The following is a 23,631-nucleotide window of genomic DNA, read 5'->3' on the forward strand; positions in this document are numbered from 1 at the left end:
AGGCTGCCCGCTTATGGGAGAGACCGTGAACATCCACACCACCGCCGGGAAGCTCGCGGACCTGGAGCACCGGCTGGACGAGGCCGTGCACGCCGGTTCGGAGCGCGCGGTGGAGAAACAGCACGCCCGGGGCAAGAAGACCGCCCGGGAGCGGATCGCGCTGCTGCTGGACGAGGGCTCCTTCTCCGAACTGGACGAGTTCGCCCGCCACCGGTCCACCGCCTTCGGCCTGGACGCCAACCGCCCGTACGGCGACGGCGTGGTGACCGGCTTCGGCACCATCGACGGCCGCCAGGTGTGCGTGTTCGCGCAGGATTTCACCGTCTTCGGCGGCAGCCTCGGTGAGGTGTTCGGCGAGAAGATCGTCAAGGTGATGGACCTGGCGATGAAGATCGGCTGCCCGCTGATCGGCATCAACGACTCCGGCGGCGCGCGGATCCAGGAAGGCGTGGTGAGCCTCGGCCTGTACGGCGAGATCTTCCGCCGCAACGTCCGTGCTTCCGGAGTGATCCCACAGATCTCCTTGATCATGGGGCCGTGCGCGGGCGGCGCTGTCTACTCCCCGGCCGTGACCGACTTCACCGTGATGGTCGACGAGTCGTCGTACATGTTCATCACCGGCCCGGACGTGATCAAGACCGTCACCGGTGAGGACGTCAGCCAGGAAGACCTCGGCGGCGCCCGGACGCACAACACCAAGTCGGGCAACGCGCACTACCTCGGCAGCGACGAGGAGGACGCGATCGACTGGGTGAAGGCCCTGGTCGCGCACCTGCCGCAGAACAACCTGGAGGACCCGCCGGCGTACGACTTCGCGGCGGACCTCGAGGTGAGCGAGAGCGACGCCGCGCTGGACACGCTGATCCCGGACTCGCCGAACCAGCCGTACGACATGCACACGGTGATCGAGGCCGTGGTGGACGACGGCGACTTCCTCGAAGTCCAAGCGCTGTTCGCCCCGAACATGCTGGTCGGCTTCGGCCGGGTCGAGGGCCGCCCGGTCGGCGTGGTCGCGAACCAGCCGATGCAGTTCGCCGGCACCCTGGACATCGACGCGTCGGAGAAGGCGGCCCGGTTCGTCCGCACCTGCGACGCGTTCAACGTGCCGATCCTGACCTTCGTCGACGTACCGGGCTTCCTGCCCGGCACCGACCAGGAGTGGAACGGCATCATCCGCCGCGGCGCCAAGCTGATCTACGCCTACGCCGAGGCGACCGTCCCGATGATCACCGTGATCACCCGCAAGGCGTACGGCGGCGCGTACGACGTGATGGGCTCCAAGCACCTCGGCGCGGACATCAACCTGGCCTGGCCGACCGCCCAGATCGCGGTGATGGGCGCCCAGGGCGCGGTCAACATCCTGCACCGGCGCGAACTCGCGGCGACGGAGGACGTGGAGACCCGGCGGCAGCAGTTGATCACGGAGTACGAGGACCATCTCGCCAACCCCTACATCGCGGCCGAGCGCGGCTACATCGACGCCGTCGTGAAGCCCAGCGAGACCCGCTCCGAGATCATCCGCGCCCTCCGGCTCCTCCGCACCAAGCGCGACACCCTCCCGCCGAAGAAGCACGGCAACATCCCGCTGTGATCGGAGCCTTGGAAATGACTGATCCCGTACTCCGTGTCGTCAAGGGCGACCCGAGTCCCGAGGAACTGGCCGCCCTCATCGCCGTCGTCACCGCTCGCGCCACCGCACCGGCGGCCGCGCCCGACACCACCCGCGCGAGCAACTGGGCCACCTACTGGCGCAACGCCCGCTCCCCCTTCCGCCCTGGCCCCGGCAGGTGGCGCGCAAGCGCTCATCCGTAAACACTGGTCCCATGGCCAAATACGAGGTCAACGACGCGGCGGTCGAGCATGCCCGGAAGTTGATCGAAGCCCGGCAGTACGTGCTCGACAGCGACTGGGGCGAGGTGCAGCCGCACGCCGACGACCAGAACGCCTTTCTGGACAAGCATTCCTGGGCCGAGTACGCCGCCTGGCACCTCGGCCTCACCGACGGCGCCAACGACGAGACGAAGGCCCGCTACGCCTTCGTCTTCGGCGACTTCCGCCGCATCCACCGCACGGCGCTGATCGCCTCCGTCTACCGAGCCTCAGAATGGCGCCACAAAAAGGTGGAACTGGCCGCCCACGACCTACTCCAACTCCTGGACGCCAAAGCCGGCATCACCTGAGCGAGCGACGGAAGCGGACCAGCGGGTAGGTGGCCGGGGGCACCGTTCCCTTGGTGGGACCGGGGAAGGTGGTGGCGCCGTCGAGGGTCAGGCCGTACTGCGTGGCGCGGGCGATCAGGTGGGGCAGCGCGTCCTGGATTCGGCGGTCGGCCGGGGTTCGGCCGGAGGCGTAGCGGCTGGACTCCGTCTTCTCCGTGGTGGTGACGAAGACGCCGCCAGGCCGGAGTACGCGGGCCACCTCGGCCAGCACCGGGTCGCTGTCCTCCAGCAGGTGGAGGAGCCAGACGGCGACGATCGCGTCGCAGCGGCGGTCGCCGAAAGGCAGGCGGCCGGCGTCGGCTACGGCGACGTGGCCGGGCAGGCGCACCTTCGCGTGCCGCAACATGGCGGTCGACAGGTCGACGCCGTGCACGAGGTTGCCGAGAGCAACCAGTTCGGCAGCGACGATTCCGGTGCCGACGGCAAGTTCCACGACGCGGCCACCGCCCGGGAGCAGCGAGTGGACGGCAGCGGCGGCCGCCTGAGCTCGCTCGGTACCGCCGCGCGTCTCGTCGTACCGGGCTGCCTCGGCCTCGTCGTACTCGAACGGTGGGGGCGTCTGCCACAGGGCCGGCCAGGGGATGCCGACCTCGGCCAACATCCTTCGCAGCAAGGGCAAAGAGACACCGACGACGTTGTGGTAGTCGCCCTCGATACCGGTGACGAACGGTCCGCCGAGCCCGTCGACGGTGAACGAGCCGGCCACCACCAGCGGCTCGCCCGTCGCCACGTACGCGTCGATCTCGTCGTCGGTGAGGTCGGCGAAATGCACCGTGGTGGAGGCGAGCTCGCGCAGTTCGTGCCGCGTGGTGGTGTCGAACAGACAGTGCCCGGTGTGCAGGATCCCGGATCGTCCGCGCATCGCGCGAAGCCGCTCGCGCGCGACCTCCGCCGTACCGGGTTTGCCGTAGCCGACGCCGTCGATCTCGAGCACCGAGTCGCAACCGAGCACGGTCGCGTGGTCGTCCAGGTTGGCGACGACAGCGCGCGCCTTCAACGTCGCCAGGGTCCGCGCCAGCTCACCCGGCGATTCGGCCGTGACGTTGTCCTCGTCGACCCCGGAGACGATCACCTCGGGCTCGACGCCGGCGTCGCGCAGGGTCTGCAACCGCGCCGGCGACGCCGACGCGAGGATGAACCGCGGCCTTTGCTTGCCCGCGGCAACAGCACTCTCAGCAGCTTCCACAGTCGAGTCCACCGCCGTGCTCACAGCCGGGCGAGTGCGCGGCGCAGCGGGTCCAGGCCGATCGAGCCCAGATTCAGCGCCTCCGAGTGGAAGGTTCGCAGGTCGAACGACGACCCCGCCCGCGCCTTGGCCTCCTCGCGAGCCTGCAGCCAGATCCGCTCGCCGACCTTGTACGACGGCGCCTGGCCGGGCCAGCCGAGGTACCGGTTGAGCTCCGCCCGCAGGAACTCCGTCTCCATCCGCGAGTACGCCCGGAGGAACTCGAACCCGAGCTCGGCGTTCCAGGTCTCCCCCGGCCGGAACCCGAGCGGGTTGTCGCGCGGGATCTGGAGTTCCAGGTGCATGCCGATGTCGACGATGACCCGGGCGGCCCGGAAGCCCTGCGCGTCGAGCATGCCGAGCCGGGCGCCGGGCTCTTCGAGATACCCGAGCTCCTCCATCAGCCGTTCGGCGTACAGGGCCCAGCCCTCGCCGTGACCGGAGACCCAGCAGCCGATGCGCTGCCAGCGGTTCAGCTGGTCGCTGCGGAGCATGGTCTGCGCGACCTGGAGGTGATGCCCGGGGACGCCTTCGTGGTACACGGTGGTGACCTCGCGCCAGGTGGCGAAGTCCTCCACACCGGCCGGCACGGCCCACCACATCCGGCCCGGCCGGGTGGTCAGGTCCTCGCTCGGCGCGGTGTAGTAGATCGACCCGTCCGAGGTCGGCGCGATCATGCACTCGATCCGCTGGATCGAGTCGGGGATGTCGAAGTGGGTCCCGGCGAGCTCCCGGACGGCGGTGTCGGCGAGCTGCTGCATCCAGTCGCGGAACGCTTCCTTGCCGTGGATCTTGCGGGCCGGGTCGTTGTCGAGCAGCGCGGCGACGGCCTCGATGCTGCGGTCGCCGTTGTTCAGCGAGGCGGCGATCGTCTGCATCTCGCCCTCGATCCGGGCCAGCTCCTGCCAGCCCCAGGCGTAGGTCTCCTCCAGATCGACGGCAGCACCGAGGTGGTTGCGGGAGGCAAGCTCGTACCGCTCGCGGCCGGCCGCGTCCCGGGCCGGGGCCTGCGGAGCGAGGTCGGTCCGCAGCCATTCACCGAATCCCTCGTACGCCTTGCGCGCGGCCGCCGCGGCAGCCTCGACGGTCGCCTTGATCGCGCCGTCCGGTGCCTTCGCCGCGAACCCGGCGAAGAAGTCCTCACCGTCCGCACCCGCCCAGCTGGCGATCCGGTTGGCCAGGTCGTTCACCTGGCGAACGGCCGACACCCGGCCGGCGGCAGCCTGCTGACTCACGGAGTCGCGGAACCCGTCCAGCGCCGTACCGACCTGGTTGAGCCGGATCGCGATGATCTCCCAGTCGTGCTCGGTCGCCGTCGGCATCAGGTCGAACACCTGCCGCACCTCGGCCGGGATCGACGCGATCGCGTTCAGCTCGTACTGCGGTACGCCCGCCTCGTACGTCTCCAGCTCGAGCCGGAGCCGCTCCAGGAACGCGTCCTTGGCGACCTCCTCGCGCGGCGTACCGGGCTGGACCGCCTCGGCCGCGGCGATGGACCGCCGATTGAGCTCGATCAGCGCCTCGAACCCGGCCGGCGAGTAGTCCGGCAGCCGGTGGTCGTGGCCCTCGATCCCCATGAACGTGGCCGAGGTCGGCGAGAGCTCGACGTAGTCCTCCAGATACCGCTCGGAGATCTGGTCGATCGGACTGGTCGATGTGGTTGCATCCGTCACCCGGCCGACCCTACCCGCGCATCCGGGCAACCTCGAACCTATTCGTACTCCAGCCCGTCCGGCGCGGCCTGGCGCCAGGAGTCGAACAGGATGTCCCGCAGTTCGCTCTCGTCCTCCAGCGCGCCCAGCCGGGCCCGCACCCAGCTCGACCCCGCCTCGTGCGGCGGCACCCAGAACTTCTCCGGCTCCGCCGCGATCAACTCCGCCCGCTCCAGCCGCGGACACTTCACCGCGAACGAGGTCTGGTCGTCCGGCACCGTCACGAACATCCGCCCCGCGACATCGAACGTCGGATGCCCCCACCGCTGCTTCTCCACCGTCCGCGGAAACGACAAGGCGATCCGCCGCACATCCTCCGCATCAAGCACCCCCCAACCTTAGTCAGCCCCCTCCCCCAAAAAGCTGACCGAAGGCGAGGCTGTCCTGCTCGGCCTCGACTTCGGTCAGCTGCTCGGACTGTGTCAGCGCCGGCGGCCGGGCAGAGCTACCGCGGCTACCACCGCACCGACGGCGACGATGGCGGCTCCTACCCAGACGGCGGGGACGAGGCCGTGGACGTACTGGGTGGGTGATTCGTAGGAGCCGGCGGAGGCGAAGACCGAGGCGAGTACGGCGACGCCCATCGCGACGCCGACCTCGCGGATGGTGTTGTTGGTGCCTGAGGCAACACCGCGGTCCGCCTCGGCGGCGCTGTGCATCACCACGCTCGAAGCCGGTGCGAAGGTGAGGCCCATCCCGACACCGGCGAGCACGAACGGTACGACGAACGAGCTGAAGCCGACCTCGGTGCTGGTGATCAAGGCGATCCAGCCCAGCGCGGTGGCAAGGAACACCTGACCGGTCGCGATCAGCACCCGAGCACCCACCCGGTCGACGATCAGGCCGGCCAGCGGTGCGACGACCATCGGCGCCATCGTCCACGGCAGCGTGCGGATGCCCGACTGCAGCGGCGTGTAGCCCTGCACCACCTGGAAGAACTGGGCCAGCAGGAACACCGAACCGAACACACCGGCAGAGAAGGTGAACAGCGTCAGGTTGATGACGCTGAAGGACCGCGACCTGAACAACCGCAGCGGCAGCATCGGCGTGGCAGTCCGGCTCTCCCAGACCAGGAAGGCGACCAGTAGCGCGACCCCACCGATCAGCGCGGTCAGGATCCGGCCGGAGGTCCAGTCGTCGTCAGCACCGTGCACAACGCCCCAGACGATGCTCAGCACGCTCGCCGCGGACAGCACCAGACCAACCAGGTCGAGCCGGCGACTTCCACCGAACGACTCCTGCAGCACCTTCGCCGCGAACGGCAGGACCAGGACACCGATCGGCACGTTCAGCCAGAAGATCCACTGCCAGTTGAGTCCGTCCACCACGGCTCCGCCGACCACCGGCCCGACAGCGACACCGAGCCCCGAGATCCCGCCCCAGATCCCGATCGCCGCGCTCCGCTGCCGAGCCGGTACGGCGGCCGCCAGCAACGTGAGCGACAGCGGCATCACCGCGGCTGCCCCGACCCCCTGGATCGCCCGCGCCCCGATCAGCATCCACGGCTCGGTAGCGATCGCGCAGGCCGCCGAGGCGAGCGTGAACAGCCCGATCCCGAAGATGAACATCCGCCGCCGGCCGATCCGGTCGCCGATCGCCGAAGCGGTCAGCAGCAGCGCGGCGAACGACAGCGTGTAGGCGTTGATGAACCACTGCAGGTCCGCCAGCGACGCGCCCAGCTCGGTCTTGATCACCGGCAGCGCGTTCGTCACCACCAGGTTGTCCAGCGTGACCATGAACATCGGAATCCCCACCACGGCCAGCACGGTGGCCAGGGAACGCCGTACCACCGGCGCCTCCAGCCCGGGATCGAGGGCGGTCGAAGTCATCGGAGTCTCCCTTGTTGTTATTCACTGATAACTACGTTTCTCACAAGGTATGCATTGACTGATAACATGTCAAGGAGAATCCGAGGAGGGCTCATGACGAAGAACCGCCTGACCGCCGCCGAGCGTGGCGAGGAGGTCCTGCAGGCGGCCGTGACCGCGTTCGGCGCGGCCGGCTACCAGGGCACGAAGACCGACGAGATCGCCCGGCTGGCCGGCGTCTCCCAGCCGTACGTGATCCGCTTGTTCGGCACCAAGCAGCAGCTCTTCCTGGATTCGTGCAACCGGGTCTGCGACCGGATCGAACAGACCTTCCGGGAGGCGGCAGCGCAACGGCCGGACCTGGAGAGCCTCGGTGGCGCCTACGAGAAGCTGATGGCCGAGCGCGAACTGCTCGTCCTGCTGCTGCACGGGTTCGCGGCCAGCGTCGAGCCGGAGATCGGCGCGGTCGTCCGGCAGCGTTTCGGCGGCATCCACCAACTGGTCCGCGACCTGACCGGCGCCTCGGCCGAGGACACCCGGCAGTTCCTCGCCACCGGCATGTTGCTCACCGTGCTGACCGCGATGCAGGTCGCCGGGCCGGATCGCATCCCGCTCCCCTGGGCCGAGGAGCTACTGATGACGATGAAGATCCATCAACCGCCGGAGACCGACTGACCGGCGGCGAACCAGACCGCCGCGGTCGCGGCCGCCAGCGCCGCGACCGTCACCAGCAGCGACCCCGGCACCTCGGCGCCCCGCACCACGGCCGCCGCGATCGCGACGACGGGACCCAGCAGTCCCGCGATCATTGCCGGCAGCAACCATCGCCGGAGTGCGCGCCGGCTCACCTTCCCGTACGACGGGATCTGCGCGGCGAACGCCGACGCCAGATGCACCGCCAGTAAGGCGATCCCGGTGACCACTACACCGAATCCCACTTCGCTGGGAGCACGCATCATCCAGCCACCGGCCACGACGACCAGGAACAGGGCCGCTGCCGTCGAGTCCGGCAACCAGATGCAGACCAGCAACAACGGCACGCCGAGCAGCGGAACCAGATCCAGCTGATCCCACGACTGCACGGTCGGTACGACGAGCGCCACCGTCCCGGCGATCGCGATCACCAGTCGGGACAGCACGGACGCCAGGCCGGATGCCCGGAGCTGCGCCAGCCAGTTGGTGATCCTGTCCGCAAGAGTCATGAGCGCATCCTCGGCGCCGAGGCCAGCCGGCTGGCATCCCGCAGTACTTCGTCCAGGGTTCCTGCGCCGCGCCAGCCCACGGTCGGTACGCCGAGGTCGCCGAGCCGGTCGAGTTCGGAACGGCGCTCCAGCAGGCGCAGCCGCCAAGCCAGCGGCCAGTTCTTCGTGTCGTGGCGCTCCGGGTCGAGCACGTCGGCGACGTCAGGCGGCAGCGTGTCGACGGCGATCACCGTGCAGCCCGAGTGGACCAGCGTCACGATGTAGCCGAGCATCGACTGCCGGAGCAGCGGACTCAGCACCAGCACGAGGCTGTCGGACCGAACGCGGTGCCTGCGCGCCAACTGCTCCTCGTCCTGCTGCCTACCCTTGCGGTCGGCATGCACCAGCACGTCGAGGATCCGTCGCAAGTGAGCGCGCCCGCTGCCGGCCCGCACGCCGCGCACCGCGGTACCGGTGTCGATCAGCCGGACCCGGTCGCCATGGCGCAGGTAGTGCTCGGCGATCGAAGCCGCTGCCCGTACGCCGGTGTCCAGGCTGCTCGACCGGCCGTCGATCCCCTCGCTGATGCCGACCTCACCACCGGTGTCCAGCAGGATGACCACCTCGGTGTCCCGGTCCGACCAGGTCGAGGTGACGTGCAGTTCGCGGGTTCGCGCGGAGACGGACCAGTTGATGCGACGCAGCCGGTCGCCGGTGCGGAACGGGCGGACTCCGGCGAGCTCGGTGCCTTCGCCTGGGCGCCGCGAGCGATGGAGGCCGACGAGCCCGGCAGGGCGTGGTACGGAATCGACTGCCTCGAACCCCTCGCGCAGCGGCAACGTACTGATGTTCAGCGGCTCGGCGGACGGCACGCGGAACCGGTAGCCGCCGAGAACCGAGGTGGCGATCACCTGCGGACGTTCGAGCGACCGGAGCCCCCAGCGTTCGGACCGTACGCCGACCTCCAGCGTCACCGCCCCGTCCGCGACCGGCTCCGCGACCGCCGCGTACACCGGGTCGTAGCGGAACCAGCGACTCCGGGGAAGCGCCGCGACGATCAAGTCGATGTCCGGGTCGAGCGGGCTGTCGACCCGCAGGCGGTACGTCGTGGCTTGCCCCTCGAACAACACGTCCGCGTCGACCTCGGTGTGGAGATCTGGCTGCGCACTGGGCCGGAAGAAGCGTCCCCAGACAGCCACTAAGGCCAGCGGGAGGCCGAGCACGGCCGCATCCGGACGGCGAGCAAGCACGGCCACCACGAGCAACCCGGCCGACACTCCGACCGCCCGGACCTGCGCATGCGTCGGTCGCCAAGTCATAGCGCCGCCTCACTCACCCTGATCACTGCCGCGTGCTGGCGACAGTCGGTGGCGCCGCGACTGAGCCGAGCACTGTACGAACCACAGTTGCGCCGGTCACCTCATGCAGCCACAGCTCGGGCCGGACCGTGACCCGGTGTGCCAGCGCAGGAATGGCGACTGCCTTGACGTCCTCGGGTACTACGTAGTCCCGGCCCTGGATGACCGCGTAGGCGCGGGCCGTGAGAAGGAGCGCCAGGGAGCCACGCGGCGAAGCACCGACCAGCACCTGCGAGTCACGACGAGTCGCGGCAGCCAGCTCTACGCAGTACCGGCCTACTGTGTCGTCGACAGTCACGGTCTCGACTGCCTGCTGGGCGGCGCGCAGTCCGGCTGCGTCGGTGACTGCCTCGACCGTCTGGTCCTCGGTGCGGCGGCTCATCCGGCGCTGCAGTACCTCCCACTCCTCGGCGGCGCTGGGGTAGCCGAAGCCGATCCGGAGCATGAAGCGGTCGAGCTGGGCTTCCGGTAGCGGGTAGGTGCCCTCGTACTCGACCGGGTTCGCGGTGGCCAGCACGTGGAACGGCACCGGCAAGGGGAAGGTCCGGCCCTCCACCGTGACCTGGTGCTCCTGCATGGACTCCAGCAGCGCTGCCTGGGTCTTCGGTGGCGTCCGGTTGATCTCGTCGGCCAGCAGGAGTCCGGTGAAGATCGGACCCGGTCGGAACACGAACTCGGAGTCGCGCTGGTCGTAGACGAACCCACCGGTGACGTCGGACGGCAACAGGTCGGGAGTGAACTGCACCCGGCGGAACTCCAGCCCGAGCGCCTGCGCGAACGACCTGGCCGCCAGCGTCTTCGCCAGCCCCGGATAGTCCTCCAGCAGCACGTGGCCGCCGGCCAGGATGCCGGCGAGTACCAGCTCCAATGCCTCGCCCTTGCCGACCACCGCCTCGCCGACGCGGTCCAGCACCTTCCGGCTCAGTGCCGAGACCTCCGCCAGGCCGAGCCCCAGTTCGTGATCAGTCACGGTTCCTCACAGCTTCTCGATGGTCTGTACGGCCTGTTCGATCTCCACGAACGACGCGGTCCGTGGCTCGGTCCCGGTGATCAGCGTCCACACCTGGTCGCCGAGGAGCGCCCGGGCCTGGTCCGGTTCCAGCTCCGGATCGATCCCGTGCCGGTGCACGAGCCGGCTCGTGGTCAGCTCCAGCAGCATCGGCCTGATCCGCCGGACGAAGATCTGCGATCCCTCGCCGGCCCGTCGCTCCCGATCGGACTCCTGCACCCAGGTGGCCAGGAACTGCGTCCGGTTGTCGCTGTTGCGCGAAGCCCTGGACTCGGCGAACTTCTCGTCCTGCCGCGACGGCCACGAGGTTTCCAGCACCTGCGGCGCGACGAGTCGCACTGCCAGCGACAAGAAGCCGACCGACAGCCCTGCGCCGACGAACCACAGCGCCCTCGGCTGCGTTCCGGCCAGGCCGAAGCCGGCGATCGCCAGCAGACTGGCGATGACCGCGATGCCGACGTGCTGCACCAGGATCTTCCTCATCGCGCGGCCTCTTCTTCGAGAGCTCTTGCCCTGGCAGCAGCCCGCGCAGCCCGGGCCGCCATCGCGGCCGACAGCTCGTCGCGGAGGCGGATCAGCGCAGCGCGCGCCTGATTCCTGGCGTCCTCGCTCGAGCCGTGCGTGGAGTACCTCGCCTCGCGGTACAGCTGAGCCAGCCGCAGCAACTCCGGCTCCGAGATCCCACCGACACCGAGCACCCGGACGGTGAACTCGGCCGGCGTCTCCGAGGCGGCCCGTGCGACTCCGGCCGAGGCGGCCGCGTCCTCCAGTGCTACCCAACACGCGATCACTGCGTCAGTCGCAGTACCGGAGTCGACCGCGGCGAGACCCGAGTCGACCGCCTCGGCCAAGCGGTCGACCTTCATCCGCTCCCAGTCGGCGTCTTCCCGCTCGCCCTCTGGCAGCTCGACCTTGCGCAGCATGCGGTAGAGCAACCTGGCGAGGAACAGCACGACCAAGGTGACGAAGGTGTAGAACAGCGCCTGCCAGAGCGCCTTCACCCAGTCCGGGATCTTCACCGGCTTGACCGGCTTCTGCGAGGGCGGCGGAACGGCAGGCGTCGGCGCCGTCACCTCCGAAGTCGACGTGATCGTCGGCAGCGGCCGCGGCGACGAGCTGAGCGTGCTCTCACTCACCGGCCGCACACTGCCGCCCGCCGAAGCCAGTACGACGAGCGCAACCGCCGCCACGCCGAGCAGCACCACGGCAACCACTGCCGCGGTGCCACGACGTCTCGGCTGCATCCGGGAAGAGTAGCCGCTGCTCGGGGGCGCTCTCAGAAGCCCGTGTCGAGCCAGGGAAGGCGGTTGCCCAGGAAGGCGGCCGAGCTGGCCCGAAGCGCTCCCGCCGTACGCTCCTCGACCAAGCCTGCAGCTCCGAGCAGCGCCAGCGACGGCCTACCGAGGTACACCGAGCCCAGCTCCCGTACGCCGAGGCGCAAGTCTGCTGCGCGGTCCGTCTTCTCGCAGCTCGCACCGCCCGGACCACCCGTGAGGTGCCAGGCTCCCGCGTTCCAGGGCAGGAAGTCGTCCTCGACTTCCAGTACTACGTCGATGTCGCTCGCATACGTCCGTCCCGCGAGGGCACGGCCGACATCGGCGAGCCGGACCCAGTGCCCGTCTCTTGTGGTCGCACTGGGAGCCCGCGGGTCCACCAGCAGCGACAGCAGCGGGTCGTCGCTCGGCAGCAGTTCGCAGTACGTCTGGCTGAGCAGGTCCTGGTCGAGCAGGAACCGCCACAGCGCCACGTGGGAGGCCAGGTCCTTCGCGTGCACCCGGATCACGTCGACGAAATTCTTGTCGGCCCGCTTGGTCCGGTAGTGCGCGTACCCCGTGGTCTCACCGTCGCGCGAGGCCAGCACGCAGCGGATCGGCGACGCGTTGCGGCTGTCGGTGACGACGGTCTCGCCGATCACGTGCGTCTTCCACCGGTCGTCGAACTGGAACATGCCCGGCCGCTCGAGCGCCTGGGCGTTGTGGATCTCCGTGCAGATGTCGAGCGACTCGACCGGATCGGCGTACGAGACGCGGACGTCGTCGGCGCCTTCGACAGGACGCAGCGCGCGAGCCACCTTCGGCACCGTCACCTCTTGGTGGTCCGATCCCAGCCCGTACCCGAACCGCCCGTAGATGACCGGCTCACTCGCGGTCAACGCCGCGACAGGCTCGGCCCCGTTCTCGTACAACTCGGTCAGCTGCCGGCGCATCAGATCCCGCAGGACGCCCCGGCGGCGATGGGTCGGCAGCACCCCGACCATGCTCACTCCCGCGACCGGTAGCCGCGCACCCGGAACGGTCATGTCGAACGAGAACGCGCAGGTATGCCCGACGACCTCCTTCTCCTCCGTCGCGACGATGCTCCGCGCCGGCTCCCAGATCTTCCGCTCGGCCTCCAGTTGCGCCTCGTTCCACGGCGCCGCGAACGCCAGATTCACCAGCGGCAGAAGCTCCGCCCAGCCACCCTCGAACCGCCCGATCTCAATACCCATACCTCTTGCCTACCAGACCGACAGTCCCCTCGCGCGGGAGTTTCGCCGGGATGCGGGCGAATCGGCAGGCACCGGGCGACGGCGCCCGCGACGCCCCGGTGCCTGCCTTCGCCTACCCGCGGTAGGCGCCTCGACGGGTGTTCAGAGGGTGATCGACCAGTTGGTCAGCGTTCCGGTGTCGCCGGGGCCGTTGTCGCCGATCCGGAGGGTCCAGGTGCCGACTGCGTTCTCGGTGCCGGTCGGGGTGACGTCGTAGGTCTTGCTGGCAGGCAGCGGGTGGCACGTCGTACCGCCGTACCGTTGCAGGTAGTACCAGCGGCCGCTGGGTGAGACCAGACTGATGTTGAGGTCTTCCAGGCAGCTGTGGTTGCCCTCGACCGTCACCTTCATCGGGCTGGCGGCGCGACCAGTGGCGGTGGAGCGGACCGTGCTGACCGTCGTCTGGAAGTCGCGGATCGGGTAGTCCGTTCCGTTGCTGAAGGTCCGTCCACCGGGATCGCCACCACCCGGCTGGGTCCGCGCAGTCACCGCCGCGCCGGCTGGAGATTTGTTGCCTGCAGCATCCTTCGCCTGAATGGTGAAGGAATAGCTCGTGTCAGCGGCAAGCCCGCCGATCGTCGCAGCCGTGCCGGCCACCGAGGCGGCAAGCGTGGTTCCGTTGTAGACGTCGTACCCCGTGACGCCGACGTTGTCGGTCGAGGCGTCCCAAGCCAGCGAGACACTGTTGGCCGTCGTACCGGTCGAGCGCGGGTTCGCCGGAACGGTGGGCGCTTCGGTGTCACCGGGAGTGCCGCCGCCGGTCAGCAGCGTCAGGTTCCACTTGGCCAGCGCCTCGTTGACCGGCTGGAAGATCGAGTTGCCCGGGTCGTTGGCGGCACAACTGCTGTTGCCACCCGAGTGGACGCCGACAGCCTTGTCGCCGCGGAGCCACGCACCGCCCGAGTCACCGCCCTCCGAGCAGGCGTTGGTCGTCGACAGCCCGTCGATCACCACACTGCCGTAGTCGATCGTCTGATTCACCGCCGTGACCGTGCCGCACTCCCAGTTGGGCGCGGTGTTGCCCGAGTGGCACACCGCGTCCCCGACGATCGCGTCAGCCGAACCGGTTACCGTGACGGCCGGCTGCCCCCAGGTGTTCACCGCGGGCGAGATCGTCCAGCCGGCCTCGGTCACGTCGACAACACCCATGTCACCCTCGCGGGTATTGATGCTGTGCGTGCCACCGACGTTCGACGTACCGAGCTTGTTGGTCTGACCGCTCGCCCCGTACGCCGCCTGGTTCGCGTCGTTCGTACAGTGCCCCGCGGTCACGAAGTGCTTGCCACCTTGCGCATCCGTCGCGGGGAAGGCGACCGAACAGTTGCTCTCACTCCCCGGCCACCACGGATCCCCCGGGTTCACTTCGCCGGACTGTTGCTGGAGCTGCGTGGTCACCGTGACCACCTGTACGCCCTCGCCGAGTCCGCGGATGGCTCCGTACGCGCCGCGCTGCTGGAACGAAGCCCTGGCCCGCACCACGACCTTGTTGCTGACCGGGTCGATCCCCCAACTCTGCAAACCGGTACGGCGTTCCGCCCGGGCGAGCTTGTCGACCTTCGCCAGCAACAGCTGCAGGTCGGTCAGGCTGCGCTTCACCAGCTTCGGAGTGGCGCCGGACTGCCGGACCTGGGCTGCCTCCTGCTCGTTGACCACGGCAACCATCAGCTTGCCGTTCTCGATCCAGCGGCCGGCCTGGGCCGAATCCGGCGCCAACCTTTCCGAGATGCGATGCAGCGCGTCCTGCTGGGAAAGGGCTGGAGGCGACGGCTGCGCCGCGAGCGCCGCACCACCGAGGGGGGTTAGGCAGGCGATGGTCGCAACGACCGCGGCTCCACCGATCGTCGCGACGGGCCTTCTGCGCCAGAACATCATGGTTCTCCTTGTATTCCTAGAGAAAGCAGGGGGTGAAGCGACCCTAGGAACGAATGCGGGAGACCGAAATCAGTTGCTCGCCTTTCACAGTTAAGTTGCCGCGGTCAACAGTTCACTTCTGCCAGTCCCAGCGGAATCCGTACCGGCCGGGGCCGAAATTCAGCGCGACCCCGTGCACCGACTCGGCCGGCTCCACCGCCACGGCGATCTCGTCGGCCTCGTCCAACTGGGAATACCGCTCACAACCGCCCGGCAGCCGGGCCGGATCGAAGCAGATCTCCAGCACGAACTCGCGCACCGGCAACCGGAACTTCCGCTCGTAGTTGCCCGCCGGCGGACAGGGCTCGGAATTCACCAGTTCGTGCTCGGTGATCACGGTTTCGCCCTTGCGCAGCGGCCGGTCGAACAGCAACTCGGCGACCAGGAGCCCGTCGGCGGGCCGCAGTACGGTCCGGCCCAGGTGACAGTGCCGGAGCGGATTGATGGTCGGCAGCGGGCGATCGTGCTCGTCCAGGTGCATGATCACGACCCAGCGATCCGGACCGTCCGCCTCGGCCCGCAGGACCTGCCGGGAGTGGTACGACTGCTCGCCCCCGTCAGCGCCGACCGACACCCGGTCGTGCTGGCTGATCCTGGTCAGCCGCTCGTCCCACTTGATGTCGACCTCACTGACCGCCGCCTCCACCGCGTCGGGCTGCGGCCAGAAGGCAGCCACGTCGGGCGAGACGGGCACGGTGCTCAACCATCGACCGCGGCGCCGCGGCGGTCCCAGCGAGGCGAGCAAGGTTCCGGCCGGCAACTCCAGCACGCCTTCCAGCAGTTCGACCGCCGCCATCGATTCGCGCCGCTCCGGCCGTGAGCGCCCCGACTGCCAATAGCTGAGCGTCGCGAGGCTGACCGAGACTCCCTGTGCCCGCAGCCGATCGCGGATCCGTTCCAGGCCCAGGCCGCGCGCCCGGATCGCCGCGCGCAGAACTGCCGCGAACTCGCTGTCGGCCTGTTCCAAGGGCTCCGGCATAGTCCGCACAGTAGTGAGCACGCTGAGCGCGGGGAAGGCATCAGCGCCTTAACTGTTAACTGATGCGCCACTGCGCCCCGACTGGACTGATGAAAATGATTTTCATATACTCGGAGCATGGCCGCCCAGCGCAAGACCCCGTTGACCCTGCTCGTCGGGCTTTCGACAACCCTTCGCGACCCCGTCCTGGCCTCGATGATCGACGCCGGCACGGTCGCCATCGTGGTGGGTCAGGACGAGCTGACCACGCGCGGAGTCCTGTCGTGGCAGGTGAGTGACGCCTCCGGACCGATCGACGCCGGGGAGTTCACGGTCGACGACGACTGTGGCTCGTGCCAGTTGATCGAATCGCTGCTCCCCCTGCTGGAGACCCTGATCGCACGCGAGCACTGGCAACACGTAGTACTGGCTGCTCCGCCTGCGATGGAAGCGCGGTCGTTGGCGACTGCGCTGGTGGCGACGCTGCCGGAGGTGGCTGTCGACACAGTCACCTGCGTGGTCGACGCGGTGCTCCTGGTGGCGCAGTTGTCGGGCGACGAGTTGCTGGCCGAGCGCGGTCTCGCCCTTGGCCTGCCCGACCGGCGGAACGTGGCCGAGGTGACCGCGCGGCAGATCGAGTACGCCGATGTCTGCGTGCTCGCGAACGCTCACCGCGCGGCGACTCCCGAACGCCTGCACAACCTCCTGCTGCACCTCAATCCACGTACGACCGTGGTCGACGCGGATCCAGCCGGGGTGCCGACGCAGGCGGTCGCCAGGACGGAACGGTTCGACTTCGCGGCGGCCGAGGCCTGGGCGGGTGACCTCGCGGCTCAGGATCGCCTGCAGCCGAGCGGCGACGGAGTCACGACCGTGCTCTGGCGCTCGACCCGGCCGCTGCACCCGGCTCGCTTGAACGACGCGCTCGAGAACATCGTCGACGGCGTCGTCCGCAGCCGCGGCGTGATGTGGCTGGCGAACCGTCCGACCCAGCGCGTCCGCTGGGAATCAGCCGGCTACAGCGCTTCCCTCGGCACGCTCGGCGAATGGGCCGACACCGAGCACCTCGCCGAGTGCACCGTCGTCGCCACCGGCGTCGGCCTCGATCCTGCCCGACTCCAGTCCGTCCTCGACGCCTGTCTCCTCACCGAGTTGGAGCTCGCTTCACTCGACTGGCAAACCCTCGACGACCCTTTCGCCGGTGTGCTACCCGATCAGCGGTAGCCGGGAAGCGTGGTCGCCGAGCATCTCCAGGTCCTGGTCGTCGAGCGGTAGGCGACCCGTTGCCTTGAGCACATAGGTCGTGGTGTCCCAGGCGATCACGTCCCAGGCCTCCGGTCCGAACAAGCCGTCGAGGGTTCGCGCCGTCACCTGCAAAGCCTCGGGGTCCGGCTCGGGAGCGTCCGGCAGTTCGAGGGTCAGGTCGAGATGGTGGATGGTCGCCTCCGTCACCAGCGTCGCCACGAAGTCGCCGATCCGCAGTACGTGCCCCTGCGTCTGGACCAGGTGATGCTTGTCGGCCGAGGCCACCGCGGCAGCCCGTACGGCGGCTTCGGACACCTCGCGCCAATGTCCGACGAGGCTCCGGGAGGGATTCTTGTACGCCGATGCGACCACCTGGACGAAGCTCGGATCCGACCCGGAGCCGGCCGGGAAGTCCTTCCAGTAGCTGACGAAATCGCGATCGGGCTCGCTCGTCGAGGGCGACGCGAACGCGGTCAGTGCCCGCTCGGCGTCGTACAGGAGATGGACGAGCAACGGCCCGACCGCCATCTGCTCGCAGCGCGTCGGCCGGGCGAAGTCCTCATCCGCCAACCCCTGCACGGTTTCCGTCAGTCGTCCGTACGTCCGGCCCAAAGTCGCAGCCAGCCGCAACGGCAGTGCCCCTCGCTCCGGCGCCCTCATACGACGAACGTAGACCCCTGGCCACGCCAAAGCCAAGTGAGCTCAGACCGGGGGTACGCCGTGGCGGCGGGTGGAGAAGTGGCGGTCCTTGGTCTGGGCGGCGGCCAGCCGGGCGATCAGCTCGTTGCGGAGGTTCTCCGGTTCGACGATCGCGTCGATCACCAGGTCGGCCGCGAGCCGGAGGATGTCGATGTCGGTCTCGTACTCCTCGCGCAGCTTGGAGACGTACTCGACCCGCTCGCCGGAGTCCGCGATCTCCTGGATCTTGTTGTAGTACACGGCATTGATCGCCGCCTCCGGGCCCATCACCGCGATCTTTGCCGTCGGCAACGCGATACAGGCGTCCGGCGAGAAGCCCGGCCCGCACATCGCGTAAAGCCCCGCACCATAAGCCTTCCGGACGATCACCGACACCGTCGGCACGGTCGCCTCGGACACCGCGGTGATCATCTTCGCGCCGTGCCGGATGATCCCGGCCCGCTCGACCTCGGAGCCGATCATGAAGCCCGGTACGTCGCAGAGGTAGACGAGCGGCACGTTGAACGCGTCGCACAGCCAGATGAACCGGGCCGCCTTGTCCGCGGAGTCGACGAACAGCACACCGCCCTTGACGGCCGGCTGGTTCGCCACGATGCCGACGACCTGCCCCGCGAGCAGCCCGAACCCGGTCACCAGCTCCGGCGCGTACGCCGGTTTGAGCTCGAAGAACGTGTCCGAGTCGAGCAGCGCGTCGATCACGTCGTGGATGTCGAAGCCGACGCTCTCCTCGACCGGCACCAGGTCCCGGGTGAAGGGACGGCCCGCCTCCGACGCGTCGTACGACGGCGGCCGGTGCTGCCACGATCCGGGCAGGTAGGAGAAGTACTGCTTGGCCAGCTCGATCGCCTCGGTGTCGTCGGCCGCGAGCAGGTCGCCGCAGCCGGACACCGTGGTGTGCATCCGGGCGCCGCCCATCTCCTCCAGCGTCACCTTCTCGCCGACCACCATCTCGGCCATCCGCGGCGAACCGAGGTACATGGACGCGTTGCCGTCGACCATGATGACCAGGTCGCAGAAGGCCGGGATGTACGCGCCACCCGCGGCCGACGGGCCGAACAGGCAGCAGATCTGCGGCACCTTGCCGGACAGCGCGACCTGGTTGTGGAAGATCCGGCCCGCACCACGTCGACCAGGGAAGAGGTCGACCTGGTCGGTGATCCGGGCGCCGGCGGAGTCGATCAGCCAGAAGATCGGCAGCTCGTCGCGCAGCGCGACCTCGGTGATCCGGACGATCTTCTCGACCGTCCGGGCACCCCAGGAACCAGCCTTGACGGTCGGGTCGTTGGCCACCAGCAACGCCGGCCGGCCGTCGACCAGCGCCCGGCCGGTGACCACGCCGTCCGCGGGCAGGCCCGGGTTCAGCGCGTTCGCCAACTGGGCGTCCTCGACGAAGCTGCCCTCGTCGACGAGCGCGGCGATCCGGTCCCGCACGTACAGCTTGTTCTGCGAGGCCAGCTTGGCCGCCGCCTTCTCCGGCGGAGCCAGCGTCGCCTCGCGAGCGACCTTGACCTCGGTCCAGTGATCCCTCATGCGGCCTCCCTAGTCAGACAGAGTCTGTCACTCGACCGGGAGGCCGAGGCCCCGGGCGATCAGCATCCGCTGGACTTCGGACGTGCCTTCGCCGATCTCCAGGATCTTCGCGTCCCGGTAGAACCGGGTCACCGGGTACTCCTCCATGAAGCCGTAGCCGCCGAACACCTGCGTGGCGATCCGGGTCGCGGTCACCGCGGACTCGGTCGCGTAAAGCTTCGCGACGGCCGCCGCCTGCTTGAACTCCTTCATCGGCGCGCCCGCGTCCTTCAGCGCCGCCGCCCGGTAGACGAGCAACTCGGCCGCGTCGGCCATCACCTTGAGATCGGAGATCTGGAAGGCGACGCCCTGCTTCTGGCCGATCGGTACGCCGAACGTCTTCCGCTCGCCGGCGTACTGGACCGACATCTCCAGGCAGGCCTTGATACAGCCGAGCGCCACCGCGCCGATCGCGACCCGGCCGTCGTCGAGCGTCGCGAGGAACTGCCCGAACCCCTTGCCGCGTTCGCCGAGCAGATTCGCGGCCGGCACCCGGCAGCCGCTGAACGACAGCGGATGGGTGTCCGACGCATGCCAGCCGAGCTTGTCGTACGCCGCCTCCGCCACGAACCCTGGCGTACCGGTCGGGACGATGATCGTGGAGATCTCGGGCCTGCCGTCGGCCTTCTCACCGGTCCGCGCGGTGACCGTGACGAGCGACGTGATCGAGGAGCCGGAGTTGGTGATGAACTGCTTCGACCCGTCGATGACCCACTCGTCACCGTCCAGTACTGCGCGGGTCTTGGTCGCTCCCGCGTCGGAACCCGACTCCGGCTCGGTCAGCCCGAACCCGGCCAGCCGCCGGCCGGCGACCAGGTCCGGCAGCCACTCGTCCTTCTGCGCGTCGGTGCCGAAGGTGAGGATCGGGTTGATGCCGAGCCCGACCGCCGCCTCGAGCGTGATCCCCATCGACTGGTCGACCTTGGAGATCTCCTCGATCGCCACGCAGAGGCTGGTGAAGTCGCCGCCCGAGCCGCCGTACTGCTCCGGGGCGGTCAGCCCGAACAGGCCGAGCGCACCCATCTTCTGGACCACCTCGGTCGGGAAGTAGTGCTTGCGGTCCCACTCCGCGGCGTGCGGGGCGATCTCGGCCTGGGCGAAGTCGCGCACGCTGTGGCGGAACTCGCGGTGCTCTTCGGACAGCTCGTACGACATGCCTCTCCCCTTTTGGATCACCCGGTGATTGACGCTTACGTAAACGTAAAGCATGATCGGGTGTGTGCACAATGAGCCGGTGACTCTCGAAGCTCAGACGTGGTCGATCGCCGAACTGGCCGCCGAGTACGACGTCACCCTGCGCACGATCCGCTTCTACGAGGACCGCGGCCTGCTCAACCCCGAGCGCCGCGGCACGGTCCGCGTCTACCACCCCCGCGACCGGGTCCGGCTCGGCCTGATCCTGCGCGGCAAGCGGCTCGGCTTCAGCCTCGACGAGATCGCCACCATCGTCGACATGTACGACGCCGAGCCGGGTGAGGAAGGCCAGTTGGTCTACCTGCTCAACCAGATCGGCACCCGGCGCGCCGAGCTCGAGCAACGCCGGCGCGACATCGACGAAACCCTGCGCGAACTCGCCGAGGTCGAAAGGCGCTGCCAGACCGACCTGCAGGCTCTGCGCGGCCGGTGAGGGCGACACGCCGTACGGAGGTCGAAGGCACGCCCGATCACGAGTACTGCGTGGGCTGGTGACGCGCTAGTATTGGCGCAGCACCAAGCGTTGGCAACATCCCCCTGGCGACGTCGGCCGTCCAGTGGTGGCTTGTTCGTGGTTGGCCGGCGCTGACGGCCGGTAGCGTGTGGCCGTCGGTTCGAGACGACGACCGCCTCGGTTTCCGGCTCGTTGATTGCTCGCAGAAGCGGTGGGGCTCAGCTGCGTTGCCGAGAGGCCAGTACTGCGGCCCTTCCAGCGGCGGGGTCGTCGCGTGTGGTGCTGCCGTTCCGCCATGGCGAACGTGTCATGGCCCTGCAGAGGAGATTCTTTGGCCCGTCAAGGCCAGCGCCAGTCCGGCGCTACCGGTACTGCATCCCGACGTCGGCGTCGCGGCCGTAGTACCGACTCCGACGGCCTCATCCCGGTGCTGGCCAAAGCCGTCCGGGAGGTCGAGGCCGCCGTCGAGCGCGGCAACGTGCGCCCCTCGGTCCGCACGAAGTTCCAGGTGGTCGCCCTGCTGGTGCGCGAGGAGCGCGCCCGGGTGAACGCCGACACGACCTCCGGCGACGCCTACCGCGACGAGCAGCTCCGGCGCCTGGACGGCGTCGCGACGATCCTCGCGAAGTCGGCCGCCCGCGACACCTCGCTGCTCGTGCTGCTCGCCGAGGACGCGGTGATGTCCCCCGCGGCCGTGACGCTCAAGCGCGAGATGCAGATCGCCGCCGGTGAGGAGCCGCCCGCCGAAGAGCCCGCGCCCGCCGAGCCGACGGAAACCGCCGCACCCGTACGCCGGGTCGTCCCGCAGTCGGTCGTCCAGCGGCAGCTCGCCAACCCCTTCCTCGCTCCCGACTTCTCGGCCGCCCCGCCGCCGAAGCCGAAGGCGCGCCGGCTGGCCGGGTGGGAGTTGATCACCCCACTGCTCAAGTCCTTCGAGTACGCCGCCGCCTCGGCGAGCAAGGCGCTGCCCGAGCCCGGCTTCGTGCGGCTCAGTCCCGGTCTCGAATTGATGCGGCACCAGGGGCAACTGGTCGCCGCGGCCGCTGCAGGTCATCGGACGTTCCTGCTGGCCGACGAGCCCGGTCTGGGCAAGACGGCTCAGGCACTGCTGGCTGCCCATGCCGCTGACGCTTACCCGCTGCTGGTCGTCGTACCGAACGTCGTCAAGACCAACTGGGCCCGCGAAGCAGCCATCTGGACGCCGCAGAAGAAGGCCACCGTGATCCACGGCGACGGCGACACGATCGACGGCTTCGCCGACATCGTCGTCGTCAACTACGAGGTGCTCGACCGGCACGTCGGCTGGCTCGGCGACCTCGGCTTCCGCGGCATGGTCGTCGACGAGGCGCACTTCATCAAGAACAAGAAGTCCCAGCGCTCGCGGAACGTGCTCCAGCTGTCCGAGCGGATCCGCAGCAGGACCGCGCGGCCGCTGCTGATGGCGCTCACCGGGACGCCGCTGATCAACGACATCGAGGACTTCACCGCGATCTGGCAGTTCCTCGGCTGGATCGACGAGAAAGGTCCGGGCGGCATCCTGATGGAGGCGCTCGAAGAGACCGGCCTGACGCCGGCCGATCCCGGTTTCTACGCCGCGGCCCGGGCCTGCGTGATCAACCAGGGGATCGTCCGGCGACGCAAGGTCGACGTGGCTGCTGACATCCCCGCTCGTCGTATCGCCGACCTGCCCGTCGAACTCGACGGCGCTGTCGGCCACTCGATCCGGCAGGCCGAGCGCGAACTCGCCGACCGCCTCGTCGCGCGGTACGAGACCGCTCTCGCGACCCGCAACTCCGGCGCCGTCGTCGACGGCATCGACCACGACCTCGTCCGCCAGGTCGCGGGCTGGGAACGGGCCGACAAGGACGCGGCGAAGACCGGCGAGAACGTGTTCAGCCTGCTCAACCGGATCGGCAACGCCAAGGCCGGCCTGGCCGCCGACTACGCCGCCCAACTCGCGCACAACGTCGGCAAGGTCGTCTTCTTCGCCCGGCACATCGAGGTGATGGACGTCGCCGAGCGGATCTTCACCGAACGCGGCATCCGCTACGCCTCCATCCGCGGCGACCAGACGTCGCGCAAACGGCAACAGAACATCGATGCCTTCGTCAACGACCCCGAGGTCTCGATCGTCGTCTGCTCACTGCTCACCGCCGGCGTCGGCCTGAACCTCCAGGTCGCCTCCAACGTCGTCCTCGCCGAACTCTCCTGGACCAACGCCGAGCAGACCCAGGCGATCGACCGCGTCCACCGCATCGGCCAGGAAGAGCCGGTCACCGCCTGGCGCATCATCGCCGCCCAAACCATCGACACCAGAATCGCCGACCTCATCGACGCCAAGGCCGGCCTGGCCGCCCGAGCCCTCGACGGCTCGGACGAAGAAGTGGCGTCGTCAGCCGACTTCCAACTAGAAGCCCTAGCAGCCCTCCTCACCAACGCCCTCACCAACAAGTAGTACGCCCGCATCGCCCCTCCTACGACGGCGCTCGACCCACCCACCCCGAGACGCGACTCCTCCGTCGCCGCTGAAGCTCGCGGGCATCCGCCTCGTTGCGGTGCTAG

General features: G+C 69.0%; 22 protein-coding genes. 7 read left to right on the top strand and 15 right to left on the bottom strand.

The genetic code is table 11. The features are described from left to right. Positions 1 to 13: 13 nt before the first annotated feature. The 3 genes from EV138_RS10260 to EV138_RS10270 are packed head-to-tail and all read left to right on the top strand — an operon-like array spanning position 14 to position 2,180. Positions 14 to 1,591 (top strand): acyl-CoA carboxylase subunit beta, encoded by a 1,578-nt coding sequence (locus EV138_RS10260; protein WP_133978144.1) that lies wholly within the window; start codon positions 14 to 16, stop codon positions 1,589 to 1,591. Positions 1,592 to 1,605: 14 nt separating this feature from the next. Further along, the gene (locus EV138_RS10265; RefSeq protein WP_133978145.1) at positions 1,606 to 1,812 is read left to right on the top strand and encodes an acyl-CoA carboxylase subunit epsilon; all 207 of its coding nucleotides are present in this window, start codon (positions 1,606 to 1,608) and stop codon (positions 1,810 to 1,812) included. Between the two features lie 11 nt (positions 1,813 to 1,823). Then, positions 1,824 to 2,180 carry a hypothetical protein gene (locus EV138_RS10270; protein ID WP_133978146.1) on the top strand — a complete coding sequence of 119 codons (357 nt, stop codon included), beginning with the start codon at positions 1,824 to 1,826 and terminating at the stop codon, positions 2,178 to 2,180. Here EV138_RS10270 and EV138_RS38580 read toward each other — a convergent pair. From EV138_RS38580 to EV138_RS10290, 4 genes are all read right to left on the bottom strand, one after another. Continuing rightward, positions 2,173 to 3,405 (bottom strand): Maf family nucleotide pyrophosphatase, encoded by a 1,233-nt coding sequence (locus tag EV138_RS38580; protein ID WP_133978147.1) that lies wholly within the window; start codon positions 3,403 to 3,405, stop codon positions 2,173 to 2,175. The genes EV138_RS10270 and EV138_RS38580 overlap by 8 nt on opposite strands. Positions 3,406 to 3,425: 20 nt before the next feature. Then, positions 3,426 to 5,117: a DUF885 domain-containing protein gene (locus EV138_RS10280; RefSeq protein ID WP_238158053.1), complete on the bottom strand. Its 1,692-nt coding sequence runs from the start codon at positions 5,115 to 5,117 to the stop codon at positions 3,426 to 3,428. A 38-nt stretch (positions 5,118 to 5,155) separates the two neighbouring features. After that, positions 5,156 to 5,485 carry an MmcQ/YjbR family DNA-binding protein gene (locus EV138_RS10285; protein WP_133978148.1) on the bottom strand — a complete coding sequence of 110 codons (330 nt, stop codon included), beginning with the start codon at positions 5,483 to 5,485 and terminating at the stop codon, positions 5,156 to 5,158. Positions 5,486 to 5,578: 93 nt separating this feature from the next. Beyond that, complete coding sequence (locus tag EV138_RS10290) at positions 5,579 to 6,985, bottom strand: MFS transporter (RefSeq protein WP_133978149.1); 1,407 nt, start codon at positions 6,983 to 6,985, stop codon at positions 5,579 to 5,581. A 93-nt stretch (positions 6,986 to 7,078) separates the two neighbouring features. On the opposite strand from EV138_RS10290, the gene EV138_RS10295 reads away from it, so the two are divergent. After that, a complete protein-coding gene (locus EV138_RS10295; protein WP_133978150.1) occupies positions 7,079 to 7,639 on the top strand; it encodes a TetR/AcrR family transcriptional regulator in 561 nt (186 codons plus the stop codon). On the opposite strand, the gene EV138_RS10300 is transcribed toward EV138_RS10295, so the two are convergent. The 8 genes from EV138_RS10300 to EV138_RS10335 all read right to left on the bottom strand — a co-directional run bounded on the left by EV138_RS10300 (position 7,618) and on the right by EV138_RS10335 (position 15,929). Next, the gene (locus tag EV138_RS10300) at positions 7,618 to 8,166 is read right to left on the bottom strand and encodes a hypothetical protein (RefSeq protein ID WP_133978151.1); all 549 of its coding nucleotides are present in this window, start codon (positions 8,164 to 8,166) and stop codon (positions 7,618 to 7,620) included. The two genes, EV138_RS10295 and EV138_RS10300, sit on opposite strands and share 22 nt — an antisense overlap. Further along, complete coding sequence (locus EV138_RS10305; RefSeq protein WP_133978152.1) at positions 8,163 to 9,464, bottom strand: DUF58 domain-containing protein; 1,302 nt, start codon at positions 9,462 to 9,464, stop codon at positions 8,163 to 8,165. Before EV138_RS10305 ends, EV138_RS10300 begins: the two co-directional genes overlap by 4 nt. 22 nt (positions 9,465 to 9,486) lie before the next feature. Further along, on the bottom strand, positions 9,487 to 10,473 hold the full coding sequence (locus EV138_RS10310; protein WP_133978153.1) for an AAA family ATPase: 987 nt from the start codon (positions 10,471 to 10,473) through the stop codon (positions 9,487 to 9,489). A 6-nt stretch (positions 10,474 to 10,479) separates the two neighbouring features. Then, a complete protein-coding gene (locus EV138_RS10315) occupies positions 10,480 to 10,995 on the bottom strand; it encodes a hypothetical protein (RefSeq protein WP_133978154.1) in 516 nt (171 codons plus the stop codon). After that, positions 10,992 to 11,756 carry a DUF4129 domain-containing protein gene (locus EV138_RS10320; protein WP_133978155.1) on the bottom strand — a complete coding sequence of 255 codons (765 nt, stop codon included), beginning with the start codon at positions 11,754 to 11,756 and terminating at the stop codon, positions 10,992 to 10,994. Before EV138_RS10320 ends, EV138_RS10315 begins: the two co-directional genes overlap by 4 nt. 32 nt (positions 11,757 to 11,788) lie before the next feature. Continuing rightward, a complete protein-coding gene (locus EV138_RS10325; RefSeq protein ID WP_133978156.1) occupies positions 11,789 to 13,000 on the bottom strand; it encodes a GNAT family N-acetyltransferase in 1,212 nt (403 codons plus the stop codon). Positions 13,001 to 13,141: 141 nt separating this feature from the next. After that, entirely contained in the window at positions 13,142 to 14,908 is a 1,767-nt protein-coding gene (locus EV138_RS10330) for a proprotein convertase P-domain-containing protein (RefSeq protein ID WP_133978157.1), read from the bottom strand. Positions 14,909 to 15,023: 115 nt separating this feature from the next. Beyond that, positions 15,024 to 15,929 carry an XRE family transcriptional regulator gene (locus tag EV138_RS10335; protein ID WP_166678545.1) on the bottom strand — a complete coding sequence of 302 codons (906 nt, stop codon included), beginning with the start codon at positions 15,927 to 15,929 and terminating at the stop codon, positions 15,024 to 15,026. 117 nt (positions 15,930 to 16,046) lie between these two features. Between EV138_RS10335 and EV138_RS10340 the strand changes: the two genes are divergently transcribed. Beyond that, a complete protein-coding gene (locus EV138_RS10340) occupies positions 16,047 to 17,132 on the top strand; it encodes a CobW family GTP-binding protein (protein WP_133978158.1) in 1,086 nt (361 codons plus the stop codon). Here EV138_RS10340 and EV138_RS10345 read toward each other — a convergent pair. From EV138_RS10345 to EV138_RS10355, 3 genes are read right to left on the bottom strand one after another with little or no spacing between them, the layout of a single operon-like run. After that, positions 17,115 to 17,813: a maleylpyruvate isomerase N-terminal domain-containing protein gene (locus EV138_RS10345; RefSeq protein WP_133978159.1), complete on the bottom strand. Its 699-nt coding sequence runs from the start codon at positions 17,811 to 17,813 to the stop codon at positions 17,115 to 17,117. The two genes, EV138_RS10340 and EV138_RS10345, sit on opposite strands and share 18 nt — an antisense overlap. A 42-nt stretch (positions 17,814 to 17,855) precedes the next feature. After that, positions 17,856 to 19,382, bottom strand: a complete 1,527-nt coding sequence (locus EV138_RS10350; RefSeq protein WP_133978160.1) for an acyl-CoA carboxylase subunit beta — start codon at positions 19,380 to 19,382, stop codon at positions 17,856 to 17,858. Between the two features lie 27 nt (positions 19,383 to 19,409). Then, entirely contained in the window at positions 19,410 to 20,576 is a 1,167-nt protein-coding gene (locus tag EV138_RS10355) for an acyl-CoA dehydrogenase family protein (protein ID WP_133978161.1), read from the bottom strand. Positions 20,577 to 20,655: 79 nt separating this feature from the next. On the opposite strand from EV138_RS10355, the gene EV138_RS10360 reads away from it, so the two are divergent. Both EV138_RS10360 and EV138_RS10365 read left to right on the top strand, forming a co-directional pair. Then, complete coding sequence (locus tag EV138_RS10360; RefSeq protein WP_238158054.1) at positions 20,656 to 21,048, top strand: MerR family transcriptional regulator; 393 nt, start codon at positions 20,656 to 20,658, stop codon at positions 21,046 to 21,048. Positions 21,049 to 21,400: 352 nt separating this feature from the next. Beyond that, positions 21,401 to 23,524: a DEAD/DEAH box helicase gene (locus EV138_RS10365; RefSeq protein ID WP_133978163.1), complete on the top strand. Its 2,124-nt coding sequence runs from the start codon at positions 21,401 to 21,403 to the stop codon at positions 23,522 to 23,524. Positions 23,525 to 23,631 lie beyond the last annotated feature (107 nt).

The organism is Kribbella voronezhensis (genome assembly GCF_004365175.1).
GTDB lineage: Bacteria > Actinomycetota > Actinomycetes > Propionibacteriales > Kribbellaceae > Kribbella > Kribbella voronezhensis.